This window comes from Amycolatopsis vastitatis (assembly GCF_002234595.1).
Lineage (GTDB): Bacteria > Actinomycetota > Actinomycetes > Mycobacteriales > Pseudonocardiaceae > Amycolatopsis > Amycolatopsis vastitatis.
The window spans coordinates 103,820-127,008 of record NZ_NMUL01000006.1 but is presented as its reverse complement, the minus strand read 5'-3'; the positions used below and the strand labels follow the sequence as shown (position 1 = coordinate 127,008).

The window sequence follows — 23,189 nt, the reverse complement described above, 5'->3', positions numbered from 1 at the left end:
GTTAGCCGAGGCGAGGAGGCCCCCATGCTCCCCGAGCGAGAACGCCACGCCCTGCGCGCGATCGAAGCGGAACTGCAAGCCAGCGACCCCGCGTTCGCCGCCGCCTTCAGCGGCCGCAAGCTGCACTCCCCCCGGCGCCGGCACCTGCTGCTCCTACTCTGCGACGTCACGGCGGCGGTGATGCTGGTCGTCGGCCTGTTCGCCCGTGACGCCTCGCTCGTGCTCTGGGGCACGGTGAGCGCGGGCGCGCTGGTGGCCTGGCACATCGCCCGCGCCGAGTCGGTCCGCGAGTCCACTGAGGACGGCTCGGCCCGGGCGGCGGGCGCACCCTGAACGCGAACGCCGTACGGCCGCCCATGGTGAGGACCCGTGGGCGGCCGTACGGCGTTTCCGGTGCGTCGGCTCAGTCGTAGGACAGCGCCTCGACCAGCTCGCCGGCGGTCGGGTTCGACAGCGCCCTTGCCACGTCGGCCTGCGCGACGATCCCGACGAGGTCGTGCCCGTCGATCACCGGCAGCCGGCGGACGCGGTGCTCGGACATCGTGCGGAGGATCTCCTGGGCGTCGTCGTCCGCGCCGATCGTCACGACCTCGCCCTGGGCCAGCTCGCCGACGTGGACCGCGCGGGGGTCCTTGCCCTCGGCCAGGACCTTCACCACGATGTCGCGGTCGGTGATCATGCCCTTCAGCCGGTTGTCCTCGCCGCAGATCGGCAGCGCGCCCACCTGCTTCCGCGCCATGGTCACCGCGGCGTCGTGCACGGTGTCCGACTCCCGGGCGCAGGTCGCGTCCGACGTCATGATTTCGCGTGCGGTGGTCATCGTGAAACTCCTTTCGTCCCTTGAGCCGTGTTGTGCGGCTACCCGGGACCGGCAGGTTTACCCACGGGCCGCGCGGGGAATTTCCCGGCACATGCCGGATTCCCGCGGTGCCGAGCCGCCGGACACCACCGACCTCGACCGCCTGCGGTCGGCGGCGTCCGGCTGCCACGGCTGTGCCCTGTACCAGGACGCGACCCAGACCGTCTTCGGCGAAGGGACGCCCGAGGCGAAGATCCTCGTCGTCGGCGAGCAGCCGGGCGACAAAGAGGACCTGGCGGGCGAGCCGTTCGTCGGCCCCGCCGGCAAGCTCCTGGACCGCGCCTTCGAAGAGGCCGGCTTCGACCGGCGGTCGTTGTACGTCACCAACGCCGTCAAGCACTTCAAGTTCAAGCGCGACGAGCGCGGCAAGCGCCGCATCCACCAAAAGCCGGGCCGCACCGAGGTCGTCGCGTGCCGCCCGTGGCTGCTGGCGGAGCTGCGCGCGGTGCGCCCCGACCTGGTGCTGCTGCTGGGCGCGACGGCAGCGCAGTCGTTGCTGGGCCCGAAGTTCCGGCTCACCGCTCACCGGGGCGAGCCGGTGGACGCCCCCGACGACGTGGCCGACCTGGTGCCGTCCGCGGTGGCGACGGTCCACCCGTCGGCGGTGCTGCGGGCGCCTGACCGGGACGAGGCCTACGCGGCTTTCGTCGCCGACCTGAAGGCAGCCGGCAAGACCCTCAAGTGAGCTGCTTCAGCGCCGCCTCCGCCGAGGCCTCGTGCTCGCCGAGGTTCCGCCACGGGTCGTCCTTGCGCGCCAGCCGCTGCTTCTCCTTCGCCAGGCTCCAACCGGCCGGATCGGCCTTGCCCAGCTCCCGCCAGTCCAGCGGCGTCGCGGCGGCCGCGCCGGGGCGGGCACGCAGCGAGTACGGGGCGACGAACGTCTGCGCGTAGCCGTTGCGGTTGGCATCCAGGAAGATCCGGTCGCCACGCTTGTCCTTGCGCTGAGCCGTCGTCAGGCGGTCCGGGTCGTCCGCCGCGACCCGGTCGGCGAGGGCGCGCGACAGCTCCAGCACCACCTCCGTGTCCGACTTCGCGTCCAGCGGCGCGAGCACGTGGAAGCCGCGTCCGCCGGTGGCCTGGACGAACGCCGTCAGCCCGGCCCGCTCGTAGTGTTCGCGGATGCGCCGCGCGACCGCGCGCAGCTGCGCGACCGGCGTGCCGTCCGGCGGGTCGAGGTCGAGCACCAGCCGGTCCGGGCACTCCGGGGCGTCCACGGTGGACAGCCAGACGTGGAACTCCACCGTCCCCTGGTTCGCCAGGTACTCCAGCGTCCCGGCGTCCTCGCAGACGACGTACTCGTCGGTGCCGCCGCCACGCCGGGGAACGCGCTCGACCCGGATGGAGTCCGGGAAGTGCTCCCCCGGGTGCTTCTGGAACCAGCCCTGTTTCGAGATGCCGTCGGGGAAGCGCCGCAGCGTGAGCGGGCGGCCGCGCAGGTGCGGCAGCATGACGTCCGCGACGGCGCGGTAGTACTCGACGACGTCTCCCTTGGTCAGGCCGTCGTCCGGGTAGAACACCTTGTCCGGGTGGGAAGTCTTCACGCGCGCTCCCGTACGACGTCCGCGGCCTTCTTGTCCTCGCGCAGCCCGGCGAACCGCGGGTGCCGCAGCCGCCCGTCCCGCGTCCACTCGGAGAAGCCGATCTGCGCCACCAGCTCCGGGCGCACCCAGTGCGCGCCGGGTTCCTTGACCGGCCCGGCGAACGGCGACCGCGCCGTCTCGCGCGCCCGCAGCCGCGCGTGCAGCGACGTCAGCAGCTTCTCGTCGAACCCGGTGCCGACCTTGCCCGCGTACTTCAGTCCGCCGTCCTCGTGGTAGCCGAGCAAGAGCGCGCCGAAGCCGTGGCGCGCGCCCTGCGGGTCCGTGAAGCCGCCGATGACGAGTTCCTGGCCCTGCGCGCACTTGAACTTCAGCCAGTCGGGTGACCGCCCGTGGTGGTACGGCGCGTCGGCCCGCTTGGCGATGACGCCTTCCCAGCCGCGGCGGCAGGCTTCTTCGAAGAACTTCTCGCCTTGCGCGTTCCGGTGCGAAGACAGCCGCAACGGGTCGTCGAAATCGAACGCGTCGCGCAGCAACGCCTTCCGCTGCCGCAGCGGCAGCCCGGTCGTGTCCTGGTCGTCGAAGTACAGCAGGTCGAACAGGTAGTAGTAGACGCGCACGCCGGTCGCGCGGGCGCGGTCCGGGTCGCCGACGTGGATCCGGGGCTGCAACGCCGCGAAGCTGGTGTTGGCGCCGTCGAAGGCGACGATCTCGCCGTCCGCGACGAACCGCGGCCCGCCCCGGGTCGCGAGCGCTTCGACGATCTCCGGGTAGGCGTTGTCCATCACCTTGTGGTTGCGCGAATACAGCGTCGGCGGGCCGGCGTCGCGCACGCAGATCGCGCGGACGCCGTCCAGCTTGCGCTCGAAGATCCAGTCCTCGTCGGAGAACCGGCGGTCGGTGAGCGTGGCCAGGGTCGGCTCGCGCCAGCCGGGTCCGCTCACGACGCCTTCAGCGCCTTCTCGAGTTCGGCGCGCGTCATCTTCGACCGGCCCTTCACGCCCTGCTCACGGGCGAGCTTGTCCAGATCGGACTTCGACAACCCGGCAAGCTTGCCCTGCTTCTTCGCGGTCTTCTTCTTCGGTTCCTTGCCGCCGCCCTTGCGGTTCTTGACGCTGCGCGACAGCGCCTCGAAGAGGTCGACGACGTCGGCCGACGGCTCCGGCTCCTCTTCGTGGGTGATCTCCTTGCCCGCCTTCTTGGCCTTGATCAGCTCTTCGACGCGCTTCGAGTACTCGTCCCGGTAGTCCTCGGGCTTCCACGGCGCGGTCATCTCGTCGACCAGGGAGAGGGCCATGTCCAGCTCCTTGGGCCGCGGCTTCGGCAGCTGCGGGAGCTTGCCCATGACGTCCTTCGGCTTGCGCAGGTCCGCGACGAAGTGCAGCGTGTTGAGCACCATCACGTCTTCGCCGGCGCGAACGGCGGCGAGGTACTCCTTGCCGCGCAGCACGAACTTCGCGACGCCGGCCTTCTCGCTGCGGTCCATCGCCTGCAGCAGCAGGCCGTAGGCCTTGGCGAAGTCCTCCTTCGCCGGCTTGAGCCAGTACGTCTTGTCGAAGAACCACGGGTCGATCTCGTCCAGCTCGACGAACTGCTCGATGTCGATCCGGCGGGACCGCTCGGGCGCGATTTCGTCCAGCTCGTCCGGTTCGACGAGCACGTGGTCCCCGCCGCCGAGGTCGTAGCCCTTGACGATCTCGTCCTGGGTCACCTCGTCGCCGGTCCGCTCGTTGACCCGGCGGTTGCGGATCCGGTCCGACGTCCCGCGTTCGAACTGGTGGAAGTGGATCGTGTGGTCCGCCACCGCCGGGTACAGCTCCACCGGAACGGTGACCAGCCCCAGGCTCAGCGCACCGCTCCACACCGGTCGGGCCATGTCGACCTCCTCGAGGAGTTTCTCAGGCGACGTCGCTGGCGCGCCGGGTGCCGGAGTGCAGGCCCAGCATGTCCAGCAGCCGCGCGCAGTCCTCGGGGTCCTTGGCCCGCGCCGCGACGGCCAGTGCCGCCTTGCGCCGGGTGCGCGCCAGTTCCGGTGAGTCCCCGCCGTCGGCGAGCAGGTCCGCCACCGGCCGCAGGTCGTTCCGCTTGTCTCGCATCTTGGCTCCCTCGAGCAGTCCCCGGGTGCTCCTTCGCCGACGGATTACCCCGGATCACCCCGAGCGACACAAGAGTCACCGAAGCTGATCCAGACTGGGCCGAACGAGTGAATTCGGCTGGTACCGGCCCCGAAGGAAGGCAAGGTGGTGAGATCCACGTCACATCAGGAGGCCGGATGGGCGCCCAGCTCCGCATCAGTCGCGAGGATGCGGCACTGCCCTGCGAGGTCTGCGGGTTCCCGACGATGCACGTCGCCCAGGTCGTCGCCGACGACGGGACGGTGCTCGGCCGCACCCTGGTCTGCACGACGTGCCAGCTCACCAGGCAGCGCCCGGAACCGGCGGCCACCGAAGCGGAGGCCCCACCGGACGAGGTCCCGACCGCCTGACCCCCGCGTACCCAGGCGGTCGGCTCGCGTACCCGGACCGCCGACTCGCGTACCCAAGCGGTCGGCTCGCGTACCCGGACGGTCGGCTCGCCGTCCGACCCTCCAGGTACGCGAACCGACCCTGCAGGTACGCCGTCCGACCCTCCGGGTACGCGAACCGGCCGTCGCGGGCCGGGTCAGGTGGTGGTCGCGACCGCCGCCACGAACTCCGCCGCCACCTCGTGGAGCTTGCGGTTGCCGTCCTGAGAGCGCTTCACCAGACGCTGGAACGCTTCCTCCGCCGTGATGCGGTGCGCCGCCATGAGGATCCCCTTGGCCTGGTCGATCACCGCGCGGGTCTCCAGCGCCCGGTTGAGCTGGTCGACCAGCTCGCGCGCCGCGAAGTACCGCCGGGCGCTGCGCAGGCCGATCACCACCGTCGCGGTGTACAGCTCGAGGATCTTCGTCCCCAGCTCGCTGAACCCGTGTTCGCCGAACCCGAAGAGGTTCACCGCGCCGGACATGTCCTCGTCCACCGTCAGCGGCGCGGCGAGGAAGCTGGCGACGCCGAGCTGTTCGGCCGACGTCACGAACTGCGGCCACAGGTCCCCCACCGCTCCGACGCCGACCCGGACCGGCTGCCCGGTTTCGGCGGCCCGCAGGCACGGCCCGTCCCCGATCCGGTACTGCTCGCGGTCGAAGTTCACCGCCCGCTGGTCGGTGCTGGCGACCGTTTCCGGCACGCCTTCACGCACCAGGGTGATGCTCGCCATGTCGGCCCCCGGCACCACCTGCACCGCGTGGTCGCACACCGCCTGCAGCATCTGGCCGAGGTCGAGCTCGGTGTCCAGCATCGCGGTCAGCGACTCCATCGCGACCGTGACTTCGTCGAGCCGCGCGGTGAGCTGCTCATGGCCGCCCGTCATCCTGGTGACGCCCCTCATTCTTGTGCTCGGGGCGCTGGAGGACCAGGGAGGACCCGGGCGCGCGCCACTAGTGGGCCGCTAGCGCTTTAACGGGTCCAGCGGGAGATTACTGCATCCCGTCCGTCCCGGGCACGAGCGGTCACGGCTGCGGCGCGCCGCACGTCCATTCGGAGCAACGTCGGTTGCGGGCCCTCAGCACGCGATTAGGCTCGGGTGACGGTTCAACCCAGCAGCCGACCTCGATTCCCCTCGAGAGCGCGGCAGCCCGGTCGCGCACCATCCCCAGGACGGCGGCGAACCGACATGAACCTTCCCCGAGCCCGGCACCCGGCCCTCCGGCTGCGCACGGCGTGGCCGGCTCCGCACGCGGTCCTGGTGACCGCGCGCGGTGACCTCGACAGCGCCACGGCGGGCGACCTGGCCGCACTGCTTTCCGACCGCCTGTGGGCGACGCCCGAACGGCTGACCGTCGATCTGTCCGAAGTGGACTTCCTGGGCGTGGCGGGCGTCCGCGTGCTGCTTCACGCGGCGCTCCAGGCCGAGCAGAACGGCACCGATCTGCTCGTGGTCACCGGGACGAACCCGATGGTCCGGCGTGCCCTCCGCGTGACGGAAGCGGATCGGCGGCTGGTCCTGTCCGCCCATCGGCCCGAGCCCGCGCCCGCTTAGACCGCACGTACCGCTCTTCCAGCAGCCGCTCCACGACCTCCGGGTGGTGCAGCTCGAACGCCGGCCGCTCCGAGCGGATCCGCGGCAGGTCGAGGAAGTTGTGCCGGGGCGGCGGGCAGGTGGTGGCCCACTCGAGGGAGTTGCCGAACCCCCACGGGTCGTCGACCAGGACCTGCTCGCCGTACCGGTAGCTCTTCACCACGTTCCAGATGAACGGCAGCGTCGACGCGCCCAGGATGAACGCGCCGATCGTCGAGATGGTGTTCAGCGTCGTGAACCCGTCGGTGGACAGGTAGTCCGCGTAGCGGCGCGGCATGCCCATGTCGCCCAGCCAGTGCTGGATGAGGAACGTCGTGTGGAAGCCGATGAACGTCGTCCAGAAATGCCACTTGCCGAGCCGCTCGTCGAGCATCCGGCCGGTCATCTTCGGGAACCAGAAGTAGATCCCGGCGAAGGTGGCGAACACGATCGTGCCGAACAGCACGTAGTGGAAGTGCGCGACGACGAAGTACGAGTCGGTCACGTGGAAGTCCAGCGGCGGCGAGGCGAGGATGACGCCCGTGAGGCCACCGAACAGGAAGGTCACCATGAACCCGACCGACCACAGCATCGGCGTCTCGAAGCTCAGGTTCCCCTTCCACATGGTGCCGATCCAGTTGAAGAACTTGATCCCGGTCGGCACCGCGATGAAGAAGGTGAGGATCGAGAAGAACGGCAGCAGGACGGCGCCGGTGGCGAACATGTGGTGCGCCCACACCGTCGCCGACAGCCCGGTGATCGCGATTGTCGCGAACACCATCAGCCGGTAGCCGTACAGCGGTTTCCGGCTGAACACCGGCACGATCTCGGTGACGATCCCGAAGTACGGCAGGGCGACGATGTAGACCTCGGGGTGGCCGAAGAACCAGAACAGGTGCTGGAACATGATCGCCCCGCCGTTTTCGGGGTCGAACACGTGCGCGCCGAGCCGGCGGTCCGCCTCCAGGCCGAACAGCGCGGCCGTCAGGATCGGGAACGCCAGCAGGATGAGGATGGCGGTGAACAGGATGTTCCAGGTGAACAGCGGCAGCCGCCACATCGTCATCCCGGGCGCGCGCAGGGTGACGATCGTGGTGGTCATGTTGACCGCGCCGAGGATGGTGCCGAGCCCCGACACGATCAGGCCCATGATCCACAGGTCACCGCCGACGCCCGGCGAGTGGATGGCGTTCGACAGCGGCGTGTAGGCCGTCCACCCGAAGTCCGGGGCGCCGCCGGGGGTGAGGAACGAGCTGATCACGATCAGCCCGCCGAACAGGTAGAGCCAGTAGGCGAACCCGTTGAGCCGCGGGAACGCGACGTCCGGCGCGCCGATCTGCAGCGGCAGGATGTAGTTGGCGAACCCGAACAGGTTCGGGGTGGCGTAGAGCAGCAGCATGATCGTGCCGTGCATGGTGAACAGCTGGTTGTACTGCTCCGGCGAGAGGAACTGCAGCCCCGGCCGGGCCAGCTCCCCGCGCATCAGCAGGGCCATCGCGCCGCCCGCCATGAAGAACAGGAACGACGTCACCAGGTACAGCAGCCCGATCTGCTTCGGGTCCGTGGTCCGCATCAGGGCCAGCAGCGTCCCGCCCTTGGGGCCGCGTCGCGCCACCGCCAACGGCACCGCCTGCAGGGTCGGCGCCGGCTTCACCTCGGTCATCCGCACCTCCCGCTGTCCTGCCCCTTACTGCGCGTATTACTCCCTTCGGCCACGATCCGCCCTACCCCGAACGGGTGGAAATCACCCGCGCAGGGCCGGCAGCAGCTCCTTCTCCGCGAAGTCGAGGAAGCCGTCCTGCTGGTCGCCGCCGATCTGGACCAGGGCGACGTCGGTGAAGCCCGCCTTCTCGAACTCGCGAACGCTCTCGACGATCGCCTCGGCATCCGGGCCGCACGGGATCGAGCCGGCGACGTCGTCCTCGCGGACGAACTGGGTGGCCCCGGCGAACCCGGCCGGACCCGGCAGCTCGGCGTTGACCTTCCAGCCGCCGGCGAACCAGCGGAACTGCTCGTGCGCGCGCTTCACGGCGGCGTCGCGGTCGGTGCCCCACGACACCGGCAGCTGCCCGACCTTGCGGCTGGGCGCGCCGCCGAGCTTCGTCGCGTCCCACTCACTCGACAGCTCCGCCTTCGGCTCGACGGCGATCATCACGTCGGCGACCGGGGCGAACCGCCGGACCGACTGCGAACCGGACACCGCGACCCCGATCGGGACTCGCTTGTCCGGCAGGTCCCACAGCTTCGCCGAGTCGACGCGGAAGTGCTTGCCCTCGTAGTCGAAATACCCGCCGTCGAACAGGCCGCCGATGATCTGCACGGCCTCGGCGAGCATGTCGTGCCGGACGTTGGCCGGTGGCCAGCCGCGGCCGACGACGTGCTCGTTGAGGTTCTCGCCCGCGCCGAGCCCCAGCGTGAACCGGCCGCCGGAGAGCGCCTGCACGGTCGCGGCCTTCTGCGCCACCACCGCGGGGTGGTAGCGCATGGTCGGGCAGGTCACGTAGGTCATCAGCTCGACGCGTTCGGTGGTCTGCGTGACCGCGCCCAGCACGCTCCAGGCGTACGGCGCGTGGCCCTGTTCGTCCAGCCAAGGCGAGTAGTGGTCGCTCATGACCTCGAAGTCGAAGCCCGCCTGTTCCGCCCCGGCGGCGAACCGGACCAGGTCGTTCGGTCCCGCCTGCTCGGTCATCAGGGTGTAGCCGATCCGCATCGGCGCCTCCTCTCGGGTCAGCTCACCGCGTACCCGTCCCGCGCGGTGAGTAACCGGCCGGTCGCACGTTTGTCCCGTGATCAAGCGGGTACCCGCCCCACGAGCCGAAGGGAGCGGACATGCCTCAGTCGTGGAGCGGCAAGCGCGAACGCCAGTACGAGCACGTCAAGGACTCGGCCGAGGACCGCGGAGCGAGCACCAAGCGGGCCAAGGAGATCGCGGCCAGGACGGTGAACAAGAACCGTGCCCAGTCGGGTGAGTCGCGACAAGCCAGCAAGACGTCGGTGAAAGACAAGTCGCCGCAGCAGCGTGGCGGTGAGCGGTCCGGCAACCGCAAGGGCCCGGGCGGCCCGACGAAGGACCAGCTCTACAACGAAGCGAAGAAGCGGAACATCAACGGCCGGTCGACGATGACCAAGAAGGAACTCGAACGGGCGCTGGGCCGGTGACGATCCCCGAAATCCCTGAACACGAAGTGTCAGCATTCGCCCAGATGGGTAGTACCTCCAGCATGGAAGAAACGCGAAGGGGCGGCTTGGCCGGCGGCAAGCCGACCATCGACGAGCTGCTCGACGAACTGGTGGAGCTGCGGCTGCCCGCGATGGCGGAGCAGATCCCGCTGGTCCGCATGCTCACGCACGGCGTGGTCTCCCGCGCGGACTTCGGGCTCGACGCCATCGCCGACGCCAAGATGGCGGTCGACGAGGCCTGCGCGCAGCTCGTCCAGCTGGCCGAGCTCGGCACCCAGCTGCACTGCCGCTTCCGCCTGGCCCCCGACGGCCTCCACGTCATCGTTTCCACCCGCTCGAGCGACCCGCGGCCGCCGAGCGACCGCACGTTCGGCTGGCACGTCCTGACCACCCTGAGCCGGTCGGTGACCGCGCACTGCGACGTCCTTCCCGGTGGAGGCGCGGGCATCGTCACGATCGAGCTGGTGCTGAACCCGGGAACGAGCGCGTGAGCGGCGAGCGGAAAACCCTCCTCCACCGCCCGGACGAATACGCCCACTGCGAACCGCTGTTCGAGGAGCTGGGCGAGCTCGGCCCGGACGACCCGCGGCGCGACGCCGTCCGCAGCAAGCTGGTGACCGAGCTGCTCCCGCTCGCCGAGCACATCGCGACCCGCTTCTCCGGCCGCGGCGAGCCCCGGGAGGACCTGGTCCAGGTGGCGCGGATCGGCCTGATCAACGCCGTCGACCGGTTCGACCCCGCCCGGGGCCACGACTTCCTGTCCTTCGCCGTGCCGACGATCATGGGCGAGGTCCGGCGCCACTTCCGGGACACCGGCTGGTCCGTCCGGGTCCCCCGCCGGCTCAAGGAGCTGCACCTGTCGCTGAGCCAGGGTTCGGCGGTGCTCTCGCAGCGCCTGGGCCGGGCCCCGACGCCGACCGAGCTGGCCGAGCACCTGAACCTGGACGTCGAAGAGGTCCGCGAAGGTCTCCTCGCCGGCAACGCCTACCAGGCGCTGTCGGTCGACAAGCCGGTGCACGACGACGCCGAGGCCCTTTCGCTGGCGGACACCATGGGGGAACCGGACCACGAGATGGCCATGGTGGAGAACCACGAGGCCCTCCAGCCGCTGCTGCAGGAGCTGCCGAAGCGCGAGCGCGCCATCCTGGTCATGCGCTTCTTCGGCGGGCTGACCCAGACCCAGATCGCCGACCGCGTCGGCATCTCCCAGATGCACGTCTCCCGGCTGCTGTCGCAGACCCTGGAGCAGCTGCGCGGGAAGCTCACCGGCGAAGCCTAGGGCCGCCGCTCCCGCCGCTCCTCAAGCGCCCCAATGTGGCGTTCGGTGCGTCCAGCGCACCCAATGTGGCGTTCGGTGCGTTGGACGCAACCAACGCCACATTGGGGCGCTTTGAGCTCAGGCGAGCCAGCCGGGCCGGGTGCCCTTCCGCAGCCGCCGCCACTCGTGGGTGAACCGCTCGCGCAGCCGCTCCGCCCGCCCGGCGTCCTGGGCGTACAGCATCCCGAACGTGAAGGTGTTCTGCCCCTCGCCGTGCCCGGCGACGGTGAGGTGGTGGAGGACCTCCCGGCCGACCACAGTGTCCTGGTGCTCCCCCAACGTGACCTGGACGGCCTTCACGTTCTTGCGCCACTTGCGGACTTTCTTGCCGTACACCGGCTTCACGGTGTCGGCGGCGTAGCGGGCCCGCTTCGCCTTCTTGCGGACGTCGTGCAGGGCGTGCTCGAGCTCGCCGCCTGCCAGGCCGCGGGTCGCCGCTTGCGCGCGGCTCAGCTTCCGGGCCGCCTTGCGCAGCGGCTTGCGCAAGGCGGCCTTCGCGGGCTTGCGCGCCTTGGCGGTCAGGGGCGGTTCCTCCAGCACGGCGTCCAGGGCCCGCAGCAGCGCCAGGTAGCGCTTGCCGGTCAGCGCCGCCATCGCCCGGGTGCGGGCTTCCTCGGCCTCGCGGGCGAAGTAGCGGGTGAGGTACTGGCGCAGCGGCCCGAACACCAGTTCCGAGGGCACGCCGTCGAGCTGCTCGCCGAGCCGCTCCTCGCTGACCTCGGTGTCCCTGGCCGGTGACAGCTGCTGCCCGAGCCACTTCAGCTCGGCCACGACCGGCGCCGTATCCCGCTCGTCGACGACGGACCCGAAGGTGCGGAGCGTGCTGCGCAGCTTCCGGGTCGCGACGCGCATCTGGTGCACGGAGTCGTCGACGTCGAGCCGCACCCCGACGTCCGCTCGGCACAGCCGGCCGTAGTGTTCCCGCAGCGAGGTGAGCACGACGTCGCCCGCCGATGGCTTCTTACCGCGGCGGGGCGGCGACGGCACGCGGTCGCCGATCAGGCGCCGCAGCTTCGACGGCCACGGCGACGCCGACGCACCGGCCTCGGCGAGCGCCCGGTCGAACTCCTCGAGCCGTCCGGGATCGGTGCCGGGGTCGAGCTCCAGCTCCAGTTCGCGCCACTCGTCGAGCCGCGCAGCCGGCCCGCCCGCCTCCCCGGTCACGTGGTCGTCGGTAAGGACCGCGATCGTCCGGCCGCCGTCGCCGGCGAGGCGGTGGGCGAACCGGTCGGTGCGCAGGTGCGCGATCGGCACCAGCTTCTCCCCCAGCGTGTACGCCCGCACCAGCCGCCGGAGCCTGCCGGGCACCTTGTGGGCGTCGCCGCCCAGCGGGAGCTGGAGCTCCTGCCGTTCGTCCGCCGAGACCGGCAGCTTGAGGTGCCAGCCGGCGTCGGAGCCGCCGACCCGCCGCCGCAGCGTGATCCCGCTGCGCGCCAGCCGGAACCCTTCGGTGTCGTAATAGGACGCGTCGAGAACCTGCTCGACCGGATCGTCCTGGCTTTCGACGCCTGCGACGCCGACCAGGCGGGGCACGCCGCTGCCCGCGACGATCTCGTACTTGCGCTCGCGCTCGGTCACCGACGACGGCGCTGCCATGGTTCGTCCTCCTCGAAGTCCGGTCCTTCTGGGAGGAATACCCGGCCCGCCCCCGCCCGACACGGGATTCGGCGTCCGAGCAGCGGGTATCCGGGTCCGGAATCCCGACGTCCGGACCAGGAGAGTGCATGAACGGCGCGACCGACCTGACGACCGTCCTCGCCGGCGACCACCGCGAGCTCGACCGGCTCTGCACCGAGCTCGAACTCGGCCAGGGCAGCCCGGAGAACCGCAAGGACCTGGCCGACCACCTGATCGCCGAGCTGGTCCGGCACGCCGTCGCCGAAGAGCCCTACCTCGACGGTGAGGGCGATCTCGCCGAGGCGGACCGCCTCATGCGGCAGCTGGAGGGCGCGGGGCCGCAGGAGACCCGGTTCGAGCGCCTGCTGGGCGGGCTCATCCGCGCGATCCGGCGGCACGTCCGCGACGAAGGACCCACAGCCGTGGACGAGGTCCGGCGCAGGTGTTCCCCGCAGCGGCGGGCCGAACTGGGCAAGGAGGTGCTCGAAATCCGGGACGCCGCGAAGACGGTGCCGCACCCGGATCTCGCCGACCGGCTGCCGCAGGCTGACCAGCTGTGGCCGGGGCCGGGGTTCGTCGATCGGGCCCGTGCAGCGCTGCGGGCGCCGGCGTCGGGTTGAATGGACACTCCGCCCCCGATTTCGGAGGAGACAGCGAGGACCGATGAGCGTCGGCGAAGAAGAGTGGGCCCGGGACCGGGCCTGGTTCGGGCGGGACGGTGCGCAGGCGCCGGGTCCGCTGGCGCGGCAGTTCGCCGACCTGACGCGGACGCTGCTCGACGCGACGCCGACCGTCGGCGGGGTGCTCAAGCTCGTCGTCGGGGCCGCGACCGCGCTCATCCCGGACGCCGACCTGGTCAGCGTCACCCTGCGCGCCGCCGACGGCACCTTCCACACCCCCGTCGGGACCCACCCGGTCGCCGAGCGGCTCGACCAGGTGCAGTACGACCACGAAGAAGGTCCGTGCGTGGAATCGGCGCGCCCGGACGGCCCGGCCATCGGCTGGTCCCAGGACCTCGGGCGCGACGCGCGCTGGCCGGCGTTCGGCCCGGCCGCGGCCCGGCACGGCTACCACTCGGTGCTGGCCACGGCCCTGCTCCCGGACGCCCGGCCGCCCCGGCTCTCGGGCGCGCTGAACGTCTACTCGCGCACGCCGGGCGCGTTCGGCGGGCCCGCGATCGACATCGCGCTGCTGCTGGCGACGCACGCGTCCCTGGCGCTGGCCCACACCGAAGCCGTGGTCACGGCCGAGCTGGAGTCGGCGCACCTGCGCCGCGCGGTCGACAGCCGCGACGTCATCGGCCAGGCGAAGGGCATCCTGATGCAGCGCCGCGGCATCACGGCCGACGAGGCCTTCGACGTGCTGCGCCGCGCGTCGCAGGATCTCAACGTCAAGCTCGCCGACCTGGCGAGGACGCTCGCCACGCGGCACACCGAGGTCGACCTGCCCGCCGCCGAGGCCTGACCCGCGACCCAGGGCGGCCACTCTCCTCCGGGAAAGTGGCCGCCCTGGGGTTCGTGTACGACTTACGGCGCGGAGTACGGGGACCGGTTCTCCAGCGACGGGCTCGCCGCCGGGTAGTGGCCGTCCTGGCCCGGCACCGGAGTGACCGTCGGGCCCTGCTGCTCCGGCTCGACCCGCGGCCGGGGGCCGCGCTGGACGACCGCCTCGACCTCCTGCTCGCCGCGGATGCGGGCCAGCACGCCGAGGGTGATCGCGTGCGCCAGCGCCAGGATCAGCAGCAGCACGCCGATCCGCCCGACCACGCCGGGCAGGTCGCTTTCGCCCATGTCGATGGTCGAGATCAGCGCCAGCACACCCAGCGTCGCGAGGTGGAACAGCACGGTGACGAGGCGGGTCATCGAAGCGCCCGCCGCCGGGTCGCCGTAGGAGTTCTCCAGGTACCGGCGGCCGCTGCGGTAGATGATCTGCCCGTCTATCAGGACCAGCGCGACGCCGATCGCGAGGAACGACAGATACGCGTTCGTGGTCATGCCGGACGCTCCTTCCTGGGGGACCTTGCCGGAGGAATACCCTGCAGGTCGCAGAGGGAAACGCCGCGGTCACCCCGTGAAAGTGCCCGGACGCGAAAACGGCGGGGCGAGATGCACTCGCCCCGCCGCGTGTTCCGTACGGACGGGTTACGAACCGGGGCGGTCCACGTCACCACGCCAGGTGCCGGTCTCCCGGCCGCGCTGCTCGATGAACTCCTTGAACCGCTTGAGATCGCCCTTCACCCGGCGGTCGAGCACGCCGAGCTTGTCGGCGACGTTCTCGGCGAACCCCTCCGGGTCGATCTCCATCTGCGCGGTCACCCGCGTGTGCGCGTCGTCGAGCCGGTGGAAGGTGATGACACCGGCGTGGTCCGGCCCGGAGTCGGACGTCCAGGCGACCCGCTCGTCGGGGTGCTGTTCGGTGATCGTCGCGTCGAATTCGCGCGTCACGCCACCGAACCGCGTCACCCAGTGGGTGTGGGTGGCGTCCACCTGGCGGATCTCCTCGACGCCCTCCATGAACTTCGGGAACTCCTCGAACTGCGTCCACTGGTTGTACGCGGTGGTGACGGGGACTTCCACGTCCACGACTTCGGTGATCGTGCTCATGCACTCCTCCTGATCGGTGGTCGAAAAGTCCGGCTACCCGGTGCTGCCGGGGTCAAACCCGCCGTGGTTGACCAGCGCCGGGCCCGGGTATCCGGCGGCCAGGCCAAGGAGGTGTTCCGTGATCGAAGAGGTGAACAAGAAACCGGCGGCCGAACGTTCGGTCGGCGAGCTGGTGGCGGACCTGACCGACGAGGTCAAGCGGCTGGTCCGCGACGAGATCCGGCTGGCGGTCTTCGAAATGCAGCGCAAGGGCAAGAAGATGGGCTTCGGCGCCGGGTTGTTCGGCGCGGCGGGCCTGTTCGCGTTCCTCGGCGCCGGCACGCTGGTGGCGGCCGCGGTGCTGGCGCTGGCGCTCGTCCTGCCGGGCTGGCTGGCGGCGGTGATCGTCGCGGTGGCACTGTTCGTGGTGGCCGGGATCGCCGCGCTGATCGGCAAGAAGGAGGTCTCCCAGGCGGTTCCGCCGGTGCCCGAAGAAGCGATCACCGGCGTCCGCGAAGACGTGGACACCGTGAAACAGGGAGTGCGGGCATGAGCGGGGACTTCCCGAAGAACGCCGAGGAGGCGCGGCTCGACCGGGACACCACCCGGGAAGAGCTCACCGAAACCCTGGAGGCGCTCGGGCAGAAGCTCGACGTGAAGACCAGGGTCTCCGAAAGCGTCGACGAAAAGCTCGACCAGGCGACCGCGAAGGTCGCCGACGTGACGAACGAACCGACCGCGGTCAAGTTCCGCCAGGGCGCCGACGCCGTCCGCGCCCACCCGCTGCCGGTCTTCGCCGGCGTGCTGGGCCTGGTGATCGTGATCCGCCTGATCCTGCGACGGAGGAACTCGTGAACAAGGTGCTCTACAAGCCGCTGAGCTGGGTGGTGGGCGCGCTGGGCGGCATCCTCGCCGGCCAGGCGTTCAAACAGGTCTGGATGCGCGTGGCCGGCGAAGAGGACGCCCCGGAAGCCACCGACCGCGACTACAGCTGGCGGCAGGTGATCGTCGCGGCGGCGGTGCAGGGCGCGATCTTCGGCGCCGTCAAGGCCGCCACCGAGCGGGCCGGTGCGGTCGGCTACCGCAAGGCCACCGGCGACTGGCCGGGCGACGAGTGAACTTCCGGGGGCTCCGGACGGCGGAGCCCCCGGCCGTCACCATCCACACAGGACAGTCAGATCTCGCGGCGGGGCTCCATCTCCCGGCGGGGCTCCGGCGCCAGGCCGGCGAGCGCGGCCCCGACCCGCGGGTGGATCTTCAGCACCAGGTCGGCGCCGGTGGCCTCGAGCGAGCGCGTCACCGCGCGGCCGCCGGGGACGACCGCGAGTTCGGTGCGGGCGTTCGCCCGCAGCAGCGACCGGACCCCGGCGCAGCTGAGGAAGGCCACCCGGGACAGGTCGGCGACCAGCCGGTCGCCGGTGGCAAGGGCGTCGTCGAGGGTGCCGACCGTGGCGGCGTCGATGTCGCCCACCAAGGTGAGGACCTGAATCCCGCCGGATCTCTCGATCGTGGTGACGGTCAGGCCGGACGGTTCGTCGATCGTGCGGAAACAGTCGTCCATGGCGCTCCCTTTCGCGGTGTGCAGGGGCGCTGACCGGAGCACGTGTCTGAACAACAGCCAACGCCCCTGACCGTACGCCACTGGGGCGAGAGGTCAACCCCGCGGGTTTCCCGGCTCCGACCTCGGGTAATCCGTTCGGGACGAGGAGATCCGACCGGAAGGAGATCCATGCGTGTCGTGATCGTCGGCGGCGGTTTCGCCGGCTACCACACCGCGAAGAGCCTGCGGAAAGAGGCCGGGGACGACGTCGAAATCGTCATCCTCAACCCGACGGACTACTTTCTCTACCTGCCTTTGCTGCCCGAAGTGGCAGCCGGGATCCTCGACCCGCGGCGGGTCGCCGTCTCGATCCCCGAGACGCTGCCCGGGGTCCGGCTCGTGCTCGGCGTCGCGACCGGTGTCGACTTCGACTCCCGCCACGTCGCCTACACCGATCCGGAGGACAACGAACACCGGATCGGGTATGACCGGCTCGTGCTCGCGGCCGGCAGCGTCAACAAGCTGTTGCCGATCCCGGGTGTCCCGGAGTACGCGCACGGCTTCCGCGGCGTGCCGGAAGCGCTGTACCTGCGCGACCACATCACCCGGCAGATCGAACTGGCCGCCGCGGCCGAAGACCCGGCCGAGCGCGACGCCCGCTGCACGTTCGTGGTCGTCGGCGCCGGCTACACCGGCACGGAAGTGGCCGCGCAGGGCCCAGCGTTCACCGAAGCGCTGGCCGCTCGCCACCCCGAGCTGGCCGGGCAGAAGATCCGGTGGCTGCTGCTCGACGTCGCCGAGCGGGTGCTGCCCGAGCTCGGCAAGCGGCTCGGCCGGACCGCCGACGAGGTGCTGCGCGCCCGCGGCGTCGAAGTGCTGATGAAGACTTCGGTGGACCAGGCCGGCGACAAGGGCGTCACGCTGACGAACGGGGACTCCGTGCCGACGCACACCCTCGTGTGGTGCGTGGGCGTGCGGCCGGACCCGCTCGTGGCCGAGCTGGGGCTCGAGACCGCGAAGGGCAGGCTGGTGGTCACCGAGCGGCTGAACGTGCCGGGTCACGACGACGTGTTCGCCTGCGGCGACGCGGCCGCGGTGCCCGATCTCACCCGTCCGGGCCAGTACACCGCGATGACCGCGCAGCACGCGCAGCGGCAGGGGAAGCTCGCCGGGCGCAACGTCGCGGCGTCGCTCGGGTACGGCCGCCCCGGCACCTACCGGCACCACGACCTCGGCTTCGTCGTCGACCTCGGTGCCGGTGCCGCCGCGGCGAACCCCTTGCACATCCCGCTTTCCGGACGCCCGGCGAAGGCCGTGACACGCGGCTACCACCTCATGGCGATGCCGGGGAACCGGCTGCGCACGGCCACCGACTGGGCGCTGGAGGCGCTGACCGGCCGCCAGACCGTCCAATTGGGACTCGTCCGGTCCGGCGCCGTGCCGCTCGACACGGACACCCCCGAACTCCCCCGACGCTGAAAGGTTGGCCCGATGACCGCCGAACACGAACCTGTCCGCTCCGAAGGCCCGTCCGTGGTGACCGCCGGCGACCCGGCGGGCCCCAAGGTGATCGTCCTCGACCCGGCGGGCGCCGGGAAGCACGACGAGCTGCCCGCGACCTGGCGGCCCCTGGCGGAGCGGCGGGGCGTCTTCTGGTGCCGGGTCCCCGTCGGCGGCGCCCTGACCGAGGCCGACGACCTCGTCGGCGACGCCGGTCCCGGCGATCCCGAGATCACCGTCGTGGCGAGCGGTCCCTTCGCGGCGGAAGCCCTCCAGCTCGTCGAACGCCACCCGGGCGCGGCGGCGCGGCTGCTCCTGGTCGACCCGGCTTCGGACGCGTTCCTTCCCTCCGGCGACGCGTCGGCGGCCAACGAAGCCTGGCTGGCCGAGCACGACGACGTCGTCGCGAAGCTGCGCGAGGCGGGCACCGACGTGCGGTTGATCGCCTCCAGCACCGAGAGCCCGGAAGACCGCGTGCCGCCGCCATTGCCGCTCGGCCACCCCGACGTCGTCGCGGCGGTGCGCTCGGCCCTCGGCGAGGGTTGAGGCTCAGTCGTCGTCGAAGGCGGCGAGCGCCTGGCGGCGGTGCAGCAGCTCGACCGCCGCGTCCAGCCGTCGTTCGAGGTCCTTCAGCCGGAGGCGCTCGTCCGGGGTCAGCCCGCCGTGGTGGAGGGCGGCGGTGCGCAGCCGGTGCTCTTCGTCGATCAGCTCGGCGATGCGGTCGGTGATTTCGTGCGCTGCCATCGGAAATCCCTCCTGTCCGCCCGCGAGCATACTGTGCCGACCGTACCAATCCGACCACAGTCACGGCCGATGACTTCGTGGCAACGGTCACCTACCGCGCAGGGGCGGCCTGCTTTTGCCCGGCTTGGTACGCCGCGCCGGCAGCCTCGCGCGGGTGATCGAGGTCGCCGAACTGGTGCGCGCCCGCGGGGCCCGGGCGAGAGCCGACACGCGTGATCAGAGGGTCGACACGCGTGATTGGCGGGTCGACACGGCGAAACCAGGCTCGATCCGGCGTGTCGTCCCTTAAATCACGCGTGCTGACTCTCCAATCACGCGTCCTGACCCTTCGATCACGAGCCGGGCCCCTCGCGGGCCAGATCGACGAAGGCTCGGACCACCGGGGGCAGCGGGCCCGCTCGCCAGGCGAGGCCGAGGTCGATCCTCGGCGCCGGTTCCTCCAGCCGCCGCAGCACCACGCCCCTGCGGCGCAACGCCCGCGCCCGGTGTTCCGGCACCGCGGCGATGCCCGCGCCTTCGGCGACCGCGCGCATCAGCTGCTCGTCCTCGGGTTCCTCGCGGACGATCGGCGGCAGCCCGCCCGGCCAGACCTGGCCGCTGATCGCGTCGTACTGGCCGGGGCCGTTCTCCCGGGGCCAGAACACCACCGGCTCGGCGGCGATCGAGGCCCGCCGTACGCGGCCGCGGCGGCGGGCCAGCGCGTGGGTGTGCGGCAGCGCGAGCAGGACCTCCTCCGAGCCGACGACGGCGACCTCGACGTGCGGGGCGCTCACCGGCGGCCGCACGAAGCCGACGTCGATCTCGCCCGCCGCCAGCCGGGCCAGGTTGAGGCTGGTCCAGCCCGTTTCCAGGGCCAGCTCGACACCCGGGTGCCGCGCGCGGTACGCCGCGACCAGGTCGCCGGCCAGCGGGCCCGGCGCCGAACGCGTGTAGGCGATCCGCAGCCGTCCCGTGTCGCCTCGGCCGGCCGCGGCGATCACGCCTCGCGCGCGGTTCAAGCGGTCGAGCAGTTCGCGGGCCTCCCCCGCGGCGACGTGTCCCGCCTCGGTCAACGCGAACCGCGGACCCGAGCGGTCCAGCAGCGCGACGCCGAGTTCGGCTTCGAACGCGCGGATCTGCTGGCTCAGCGACGGCTGCGACACGAACAGGCGAGCGGCCGCCTTGGTGAAGTGCATCTCTTCGGCGAGCACGACGAAGTAGTGCCATCGGCGCAGGTCCACCCAGCCACTATAGGGCTGACCTATGATGTCATCGGGACGAAGTCTTGGACCCGCCGTGCCGGCCGCTGCTGTCCTGGGAACATGAACCGCACCGAACGCAAACTCCGCGCTCTCTCCGCCGCCGCGGAGCAGAACCTCGTCGACCCGATGGCCGGGTTCGTCGACCTCGCCGGTGTCCGCGAGGCCGTCGAGGACCTGACCAAGGCGTTCGCGCCGCTCGGCCGCGTCCAGCACACGGTCGCCGCCAAGGCGTGCGGCCTCGCCCCGCTCCTGCGGTTCCTCGGCGACCTCGGGGTCGACGCCGAGGTCGCGAGCCCCGGCGAGACGGCGGTCGCGGAAGCCGCCGGGCTTCGCGGCGCGCGGCTGGTGCTCGACTCCCCCGCCAAGACCACCGCCGAGCTCGCGCACGCGCTGGCCGAGGGCACCGCGGTCAACGCGGACAACTTCCAGGAGCTCGCCCGGCTCGACCGGCTGGTCGGCGCGGCCCCGCCGCGGTCGGTGCTGGGCCTGCGGATCAACCCGCAGGTCGGCGCCGGCCGGATCGGCGACACCAGCACCGCCACCGCCGCGTCCAAGTTCGGCATTCCCCTGCGGGACAACGGAAACCGGGCCCTGCTGCTGGAGTCCTTCGCACGACGGCCGTGGCTGACCCGGCTGCACGTCCACGTCGGCTCGCAGGGCTGCCCGCCGGAGCTGATGGCCGAAGGCGTCGCCGCGGTGCACGAACTCGCCGAGGAGATCAACACCGAAGCGGGGTACCGGCAGGTCACCAGCCTCGACCTCGGAGGCGGGCTCCCGGTGAACTTCGCCTCCGAAGACCCGGGCCCGACCTACGCCGGCTACGTCGCGACGCTGCTCGCCCGCGTTCCCGCTCTCGCCGACGGGCGCTACGGCTTCGTCACCGAGTTCGGCCGGTCCCTGCTGGCGAAGAACGGCTTCCTGGTCAGCACGGTGGAGTACACGAAGGTCGCCGGCGGCAGGCCCATCGCGGTGACGCACGCGGGCGCCCAGGTGGCCGCCCGCACGGTGCTGCAGCCGGAGCACTGGCCGCTGCGGCTCGGCGCGTTCGACGCCACCGGCACCCCGAAGCCGGGGCCCGACGTGCCGCAGGACATCGCCGGTCCGCTGTGCTTCGCCGGCGACCTTCTCGCCCGCGAGCGTCCCCTGCCGCTGCTGGAACCCGGCGACCTCGTCCTCGCCCACGACACCGGCGCGTACTACTTCGGCGCGCACTACGCCTACAACACGCTGCCGCGCCCGGCCGTGCACGGGTTCACCGTGTCCTCGCGCGGTCACGTGGAGTTCACGCCGATTCGCCGCGCACAGTCCCTGGCCGAGCTGGTCGCCGACGCCGGCGGCGAATTCCTCGGAGCGCTCCCGGCTGCGTGATCGACCGCGTACGATCCCGGGCACGCCGAGGGGAGACTGCCATGGGGGCCGGTCGAGTACGAGCTTTTCGGGGGTCCGGGTGGCGGAGCCCCCGGCCCGGGCCGGAGGCCCGGTTGTCACAGCTACCGCGGTTCGCCGCGCTGCCAGTGGGAATCGTCGTCGCGGTCCAAGCCGTCGTGCTGACGGCGCTGTCCGGGCGCTACGGCTTCCACCGCGACGAGCTGTACTTCGTCGCGGCGGGCCGCCGTCCGGACTGGGGCTACGTCGACAACCCGCCGATCACGCCGTGGCTCGCCCGCGCGTCGACGGCGTTGTTCGGCGAGACGCCGATGGGACTGCGGGTCGCCGCCACGCTGCTGGGCATGGCGACCGTGGTGGTCGTCGCGCTCATCGCCCGCGAGTTCGGCGGCGGCCGCGGCGTCCAGCTGTTCACCGCGATCTCGACGGCGTTGTCGACCTACGTGCTGGTCGTGTCGCACATGCTGGCCACGAACTCCGCGGACGTGCTGCTGTGGTCGCTGATCGCGTTCTTCGGCCTGCGGTTGCTGCGCACCGGCGACGGCCGGTGGTGGCTCGCCGTCGGGGCCGCCACCGGGCTCGGCCTGGCGAACAAGTGGCTGGTCCTGCTCCTGTTGTCCGGGCTCGGCGTCGGGGTGGCCGTCGCCGGGCCGCGCCGGGTGCTCGCGACCTGGTGGCTCGCGGCCGGCGCCGGGATCGCCGTCGTGCTCGCGGCCCCGGTGGTGCTCTGGCAGGCGTCGCACGGCTGGCCGATGCTGACCGTCGCCGGCGGCATCAGCGAGGACGACGGCGTCGAAAACCGTGTCCTGTTCGTGCCGATGCAGCTGGTCCTCCTTTCGCCGGTCCTGGTGCCGGTCTGGATCGCCGGGCTCGTGCGGCCCTGGCGTGACCCCGGCCTGCGCTGGGCTCGCGCACTGGCGATCGCCTACCCGGTGGTCTGCCTCGAGCTCCTGGTCCTCGGCGGCAAGCCGTACTACTCGGTGCCGCTGCTGCTGCCGCTGGTGGCGCTGGGCGCCGAGCCGGTGCTGCGGTGGCTGGGCCGCGGCGGGACGGTGCGCCGCGCGCTGATCGCTGCGGCCGCCGCGGTGTGCGTGGCCGTGTCCGTCCTCATCGGACTCCCCGTGGTGCCCGCGCCGGCGCTGAACGGTCCCCTGCTCGCGATGAACAAGGAACCGGGCGAACAGGTCGGCTGGCCGGACTTCGCCGACAGCGTCGCGGGCGCCTGGCAGCGGATTCCGGACACCGAACGCGACACCGCGGTGATCCTCGCCGGGAACTACGGCGAAGCCGGGGCGATCGAGCGCTACGGTCCCGAACGCGGGCTGCCCCAGCCGTACTCGCCGCACATGTCGTACGCCGACTGGGGACCGCCGCCGGACCGGCTGGTCGGGCCGGTGCTGCTCATCGGGCGGATCCAGCCGGGCACACCCGCGTCCCGGCTGATCACCGGGTGCCGTCCGGTCGCGAAACACCGCAACGCCGACGGCGTCGACAACGACGAGCAGGGCGTCGTGCTCTCGCTGTGTTCGCTGACGCGGCCCTGGTCCGTGGCGTGGCCCCAGCTGCGGCACTACTACTGAGCGGTTCGTCCGGTTCGCGCTACCCTC

Annotated in this window: 30 protein-coding genes; 16 read left to right on the top strand and 14 right to left on the bottom strand. The window is 71.6% G+C overall.

All coding sequences use genetic code 11. The annotated features are described in order from the left end of the window. The first annotated feature begins 24 nt into the window (after window positions 1-24). Entirely contained in the window at window positions 25-333 is a 309-nt protein-coding gene (locus tag CF165_RS06715; RefSeq protein ID WP_093946543.1) for a DUF3040 domain-containing protein, read from the top strand. 70 nt (window positions 334-403) lie between these two features. On the opposite strand, the gene CF165_RS06710 is transcribed toward CF165_RS06715, so the two are convergent. Next, window positions 404-820, bottom strand: a complete 417-nt coding sequence (locus CF165_RS06710) for a CBS domain-containing protein (protein WP_093946542.1) — start codon at window positions 818-820, stop codon at window positions 404-406. Window positions 821-911: 91 nt separating this feature from the next. Here CF165_RS06710 and CF165_RS06705 point away from each other — a divergent pair, with 91 nt between their 5' ends. Beyond that, a complete protein-coding gene (locus CF165_RS06705) occupies window positions 912-1,544 on the top strand; it encodes a UdgX family uracil-DNA binding protein (RefSeq protein WP_093946541.1) in 633 nt (210 codons plus the stop codon). Here CF165_RS06705 and ligD (CF165_RS06700) read toward each other — a convergent pair. The 4 genes from ligD (CF165_RS06700) to CF165_RS06685 are packed head-to-tail and all read right to left on the bottom strand — an operon-like array spanning window position 1,537 to window position 4,493. Next, on the bottom strand, window positions 1,537-2,400 hold the full coding sequence (gene ligD / locus CF165_RS06700) for a non-homologous end-joining DNA ligase (protein WP_093946540.1): 864 nt from the start codon (window positions 2,398-2,400) through the stop codon (window positions 1,537-1,539). The genes CF165_RS06705 and ligD (CF165_RS06700) overlap by 8 nt on opposite strands. Beyond that, window positions 2,397-3,341: a non-homologous end-joining DNA ligase gene (gene ligD / locus CF165_RS06695; RefSeq protein WP_093946539.1), complete on the bottom strand. Its 945-nt coding sequence runs from the start codon at window positions 3,339-3,341 to the stop codon at window positions 2,397-2,399. The genes ligD (CF165_RS06700) and ligD (CF165_RS06695) overlap by 4 nt, the downstream gene beginning before the upstream one ends. Beyond that, window positions 3,338-4,273 carry a non-homologous end joining protein Ku gene (ku, locus tag CF165_RS06690; protein ID WP_093946538.1) on the bottom strand — a complete coding sequence of 312 codons (936 nt, stop codon included), beginning with the start codon at window positions 4,271-4,273 and terminating at the stop codon, window positions 3,338-3,340. The genes ligD (CF165_RS06695) and ku overlap by 4 nt, the downstream gene beginning before the upstream one ends. Before the next feature lie 22 nt (window positions 4,274-4,295). Next, complete coding sequence (locus CF165_RS06685) at window positions 4,296-4,493, bottom strand: hypothetical protein (protein ID WP_093946537.1); 198 nt, start codon at window positions 4,491-4,493, stop codon at window positions 4,296-4,298. 176 nt (window positions 4,494-4,669) lie between these two features. On the opposite strand from CF165_RS06685, the gene CF165_RS06680 reads away from it, so the two are divergent. After that, complete coding sequence (locus CF165_RS06680; protein ID WP_093946536.1) at window positions 4,670-4,882, top strand: hypothetical protein; 213 nt, start codon at window positions 4,670-4,672, stop codon at window positions 4,880-4,882. 176 nt (window positions 4,883-5,058) lie between these two features. Here the strand turns inward: CF165_RS06680 and CF165_RS06675 are convergent, their stop codons facing one another. Continuing rightward, window positions 5,059-5,787, bottom strand: coding sequence for a GAF and ANTAR domain-containing protein (locus tag CF165_RS06675; RefSeq protein ID WP_093946535.1), 729 nt, complete (start codon window positions 5,785-5,787; stop codon window positions 5,059-5,061). Between the two features lie 303 nt (window positions 5,788-6,090). Here CF165_RS06675 and CF165_RS06670 point away from each other — a divergent pair, with 303 nt between their 5' ends. Then, window positions 6,091-6,456, top strand: coding sequence for an STAS domain-containing protein (locus tag CF165_RS06670; protein WP_093946534.1), 366 nt, complete (start codon window positions 6,091-6,093; stop codon window positions 6,454-6,456). On the opposite strand, the gene ctaD is transcribed toward CF165_RS06670, so the two are convergent. Then, entirely contained in the window at window positions 6,356-8,137 is a 1,782-nt protein-coding gene (ctaD, locus tag CF165_RS06665; RefSeq protein ID WP_093946533.1) for an aa3-type cytochrome oxidase subunit I, read from the bottom strand. The genes CF165_RS06670 and ctaD overlap by 101 nt on opposite strands. Before the next feature lie 81 nt (window positions 8,138-8,218). Then, window positions 8,219-9,184 carry an LLM class F420-dependent oxidoreductase gene (locus CF165_RS06660; protein WP_093946532.1) on the bottom strand — a complete coding sequence of 322 codons (966 nt, stop codon included), beginning with the start codon at window positions 9,182-9,184 and terminating at the stop codon, window positions 8,219-8,221. Window positions 9,185-9,303: 119 nt separating this feature from the next. Here CF165_RS06660 and CF165_RS06655 point away from each other — a divergent pair, with 119 nt between their 5' ends. The 3 genes from CF165_RS06655 (at window position 9,304) to CF165_RS06645 (ending at window position 10,933) form a co-directional block, all read left to right on the top strand. Beyond that, window positions 9,304-9,633 (top strand): plasmid stabilization protein, encoded by a 330-nt coding sequence (locus CF165_RS06655; RefSeq protein WP_093946531.1) that lies wholly within the window; start codon window positions 9,304-9,306, stop codon window positions 9,631-9,633. Window positions 9,634-9,695: 62 nt separating this feature from the next. Beyond that, a complete protein-coding gene (locus CF165_RS06650) occupies window positions 9,696-10,145 on the top strand; it encodes an ATP-binding protein (protein WP_093946530.1) in 450 nt (149 codons plus the stop codon). After that, a complete protein-coding gene (locus tag CF165_RS06645; protein ID WP_093946529.1) occupies window positions 10,142-10,933 on the top strand; it encodes a SigB/SigF/SigG family RNA polymerase sigma factor in 792 nt (263 codons plus the stop codon). Before CF165_RS06650 ends, CF165_RS06645 begins: the two co-directional genes overlap by 4 nt. 117 nt (window positions 10,934-11,050) lie before the next feature. Here CF165_RS06645 and CF165_RS06640 read toward each other — a convergent pair whose 3' ends face one another. Then, the gene (locus CF165_RS06640; protein WP_093946528.1) at window positions 11,051-12,568 is read right to left on the bottom strand and encodes a CYTH and CHAD domain-containing protein; all 1,518 of its coding nucleotides are present in this window, start codon (window positions 12,566-12,568) and stop codon (window positions 11,051-11,053) included. A gap of 128 nt (window positions 12,569-12,696) precedes the next feature. On the opposite strand from CF165_RS06640, the gene CF165_RS06635 reads away from it, so the two are divergent. Both CF165_RS06635 and CF165_RS06630 read left to right on the top strand, forming a co-directional pair. Then, window positions 12,697-13,209, top strand: coding sequence for a hemerythrin domain-containing protein (locus CF165_RS06635; RefSeq protein ID WP_093946527.1), 513 nt, complete (start codon window positions 12,697-12,699; stop codon window positions 13,207-13,209). 43 nt (window positions 13,210-13,252) lie between these two features. After that, entirely contained in the window at window positions 13,253-14,053 is an 801-nt protein-coding gene (locus CF165_RS06630) for a GAF and ANTAR domain-containing protein (protein WP_093946526.1), read from the top strand. Between the two features lie 62 nt (window positions 14,054-14,115). Here the strand turns inward: CF165_RS06630 and CF165_RS06625 are convergent, their stop codons facing one another. Both CF165_RS06625 and CF165_RS06620 read right to left on the bottom strand, forming a co-directional pair. After that, entirely contained in the window at window positions 14,116-14,583 is a 468-nt protein-coding gene (locus CF165_RS06625; protein ID WP_093946525.1) for a hypothetical protein, read from the bottom strand. A 147-nt stretch (window positions 14,584-14,730) separates the two neighbouring features. Then, window positions 14,731-15,192 (bottom strand): SRPBCC family protein, encoded by a 462-nt coding sequence (locus tag CF165_RS06620; protein WP_093946524.1) that lies wholly within the window; start codon window positions 15,190-15,192, stop codon window positions 14,731-14,733. A gap of 118 nt (window positions 15,193-15,310) precedes the next feature. Between CF165_RS06620 and CF165_RS06615 the strand changes: the two genes are divergently transcribed. The 3 genes from CF165_RS06615 to CF165_RS06605 are packed head-to-tail and all read left to right on the top strand — an operon-like array spanning window position 15,311 to window position 16,289. Next, window positions 15,311-15,724, top strand: a complete 414-nt coding sequence (locus CF165_RS06615; RefSeq protein ID WP_093946523.1) for a phage holin family protein — start codon at window positions 15,311-15,313, stop codon at window positions 15,722-15,724. After that, on the top strand, window positions 15,721-16,026 hold the full coding sequence (locus CF165_RS06610) for a DUF3618 domain-containing protein (protein ID WP_093946522.1): 306 nt from the start codon (window positions 15,721-15,723) through the stop codon (window positions 16,024-16,026). The genes CF165_RS06615 and CF165_RS06610 overlap by 4 nt, the downstream gene beginning before the upstream one ends. Next, the gene (locus CF165_RS06605) at window positions 16,023-16,289 is read left to right on the top strand and encodes a DUF4235 domain-containing protein (protein ID WP_093946521.1); all 267 of its coding nucleotides are present in this window, start codon (window positions 16,023-16,025) and stop codon (window positions 16,287-16,289) included. The genes CF165_RS06610 and CF165_RS06605 overlap by 4 nt, the downstream gene beginning before the upstream one ends. Window positions 16,290-16,345: 56 nt before the next feature. Here CF165_RS06605 and CF165_RS06600 read toward each other — a convergent pair whose 3' ends face one another. After that, on the bottom strand, window positions 16,346-16,732 hold the full coding sequence (locus CF165_RS06600; RefSeq protein WP_093946520.1) for an STAS domain-containing protein: 387 nt from the start codon (window positions 16,730-16,732) through the stop codon (window positions 16,346-16,348). Window positions 16,733-16,900: 168 nt separating this feature from the next. Here CF165_RS06600 and CF165_RS06595 point away from each other — a divergent pair, with 168 nt between their 5' ends. Continuing rightward, window positions 16,901-18,190 (top strand): NAD(P)/FAD-dependent oxidoreductase, encoded by a 1,290-nt coding sequence (locus tag CF165_RS06595; RefSeq protein WP_093946519.1) that lies wholly within the window; start codon window positions 16,901-16,903, stop codon window positions 18,188-18,190. 12 nt (window positions 18,191-18,202) lie between these two features. Next, window positions 18,203-18,757: a hypothetical protein gene (locus CF165_RS06590; RefSeq protein ID WP_093946518.1), complete on the top strand. Its 555-nt coding sequence runs from the start codon at window positions 18,203-18,205 to the stop codon at window positions 18,755-18,757. 3 nt (window positions 18,758-18,760) lie between these two features. Here the strand turns inward: CF165_RS06590 and CF165_RS06585 are convergent, their stop codons facing one another. After that, window positions 18,761-18,955 carry a DUF2630 family protein gene (locus CF165_RS06585; RefSeq protein ID WP_158226739.1) on the bottom strand — a complete coding sequence of 65 codons (195 nt, stop codon included), beginning with the start codon at window positions 18,953-18,955 and terminating at the stop codon, window positions 18,761-18,763. A 332-nt stretch (window positions 18,956-19,287) separates the two neighbouring features. Continuing rightward, window positions 19,288-20,175 carry a LysR family transcriptional regulator gene (locus CF165_RS06580; RefSeq protein WP_093946516.1) on the bottom strand — a complete coding sequence of 296 codons (888 nt, stop codon included), beginning with the start codon at window positions 20,173-20,175 and terminating at the stop codon, window positions 19,288-19,290. A gap of 81 nt (window positions 20,176-20,256) precedes the next feature. On the opposite strand from CF165_RS06580, the gene CF165_RS06575 reads away from it, so the two are divergent. Both CF165_RS06575 and CF165_RS06570 read left to right on the top strand, forming a co-directional pair. After that, on the top strand, window positions 20,257-21,564 hold the full coding sequence (locus tag CF165_RS06575) for a type III PLP-dependent enzyme domain-containing protein (RefSeq protein ID WP_093946515.1): 1,308 nt from the start codon (window positions 20,257-20,259) through the stop codon (window positions 21,562-21,564). Window positions 21,565-21,677: 113 nt separating this feature from the next. Next, window positions 21,678-23,162, top strand: coding sequence for an ArnT family glycosyltransferase (locus CF165_RS06570; protein ID WP_093946514.1), 1,485 nt, complete (start codon window positions 21,678-21,680; stop codon window positions 23,160-23,162). The last annotated feature ends 27 nt before the right edge of the window (window positions 23,163-23,189 follow it).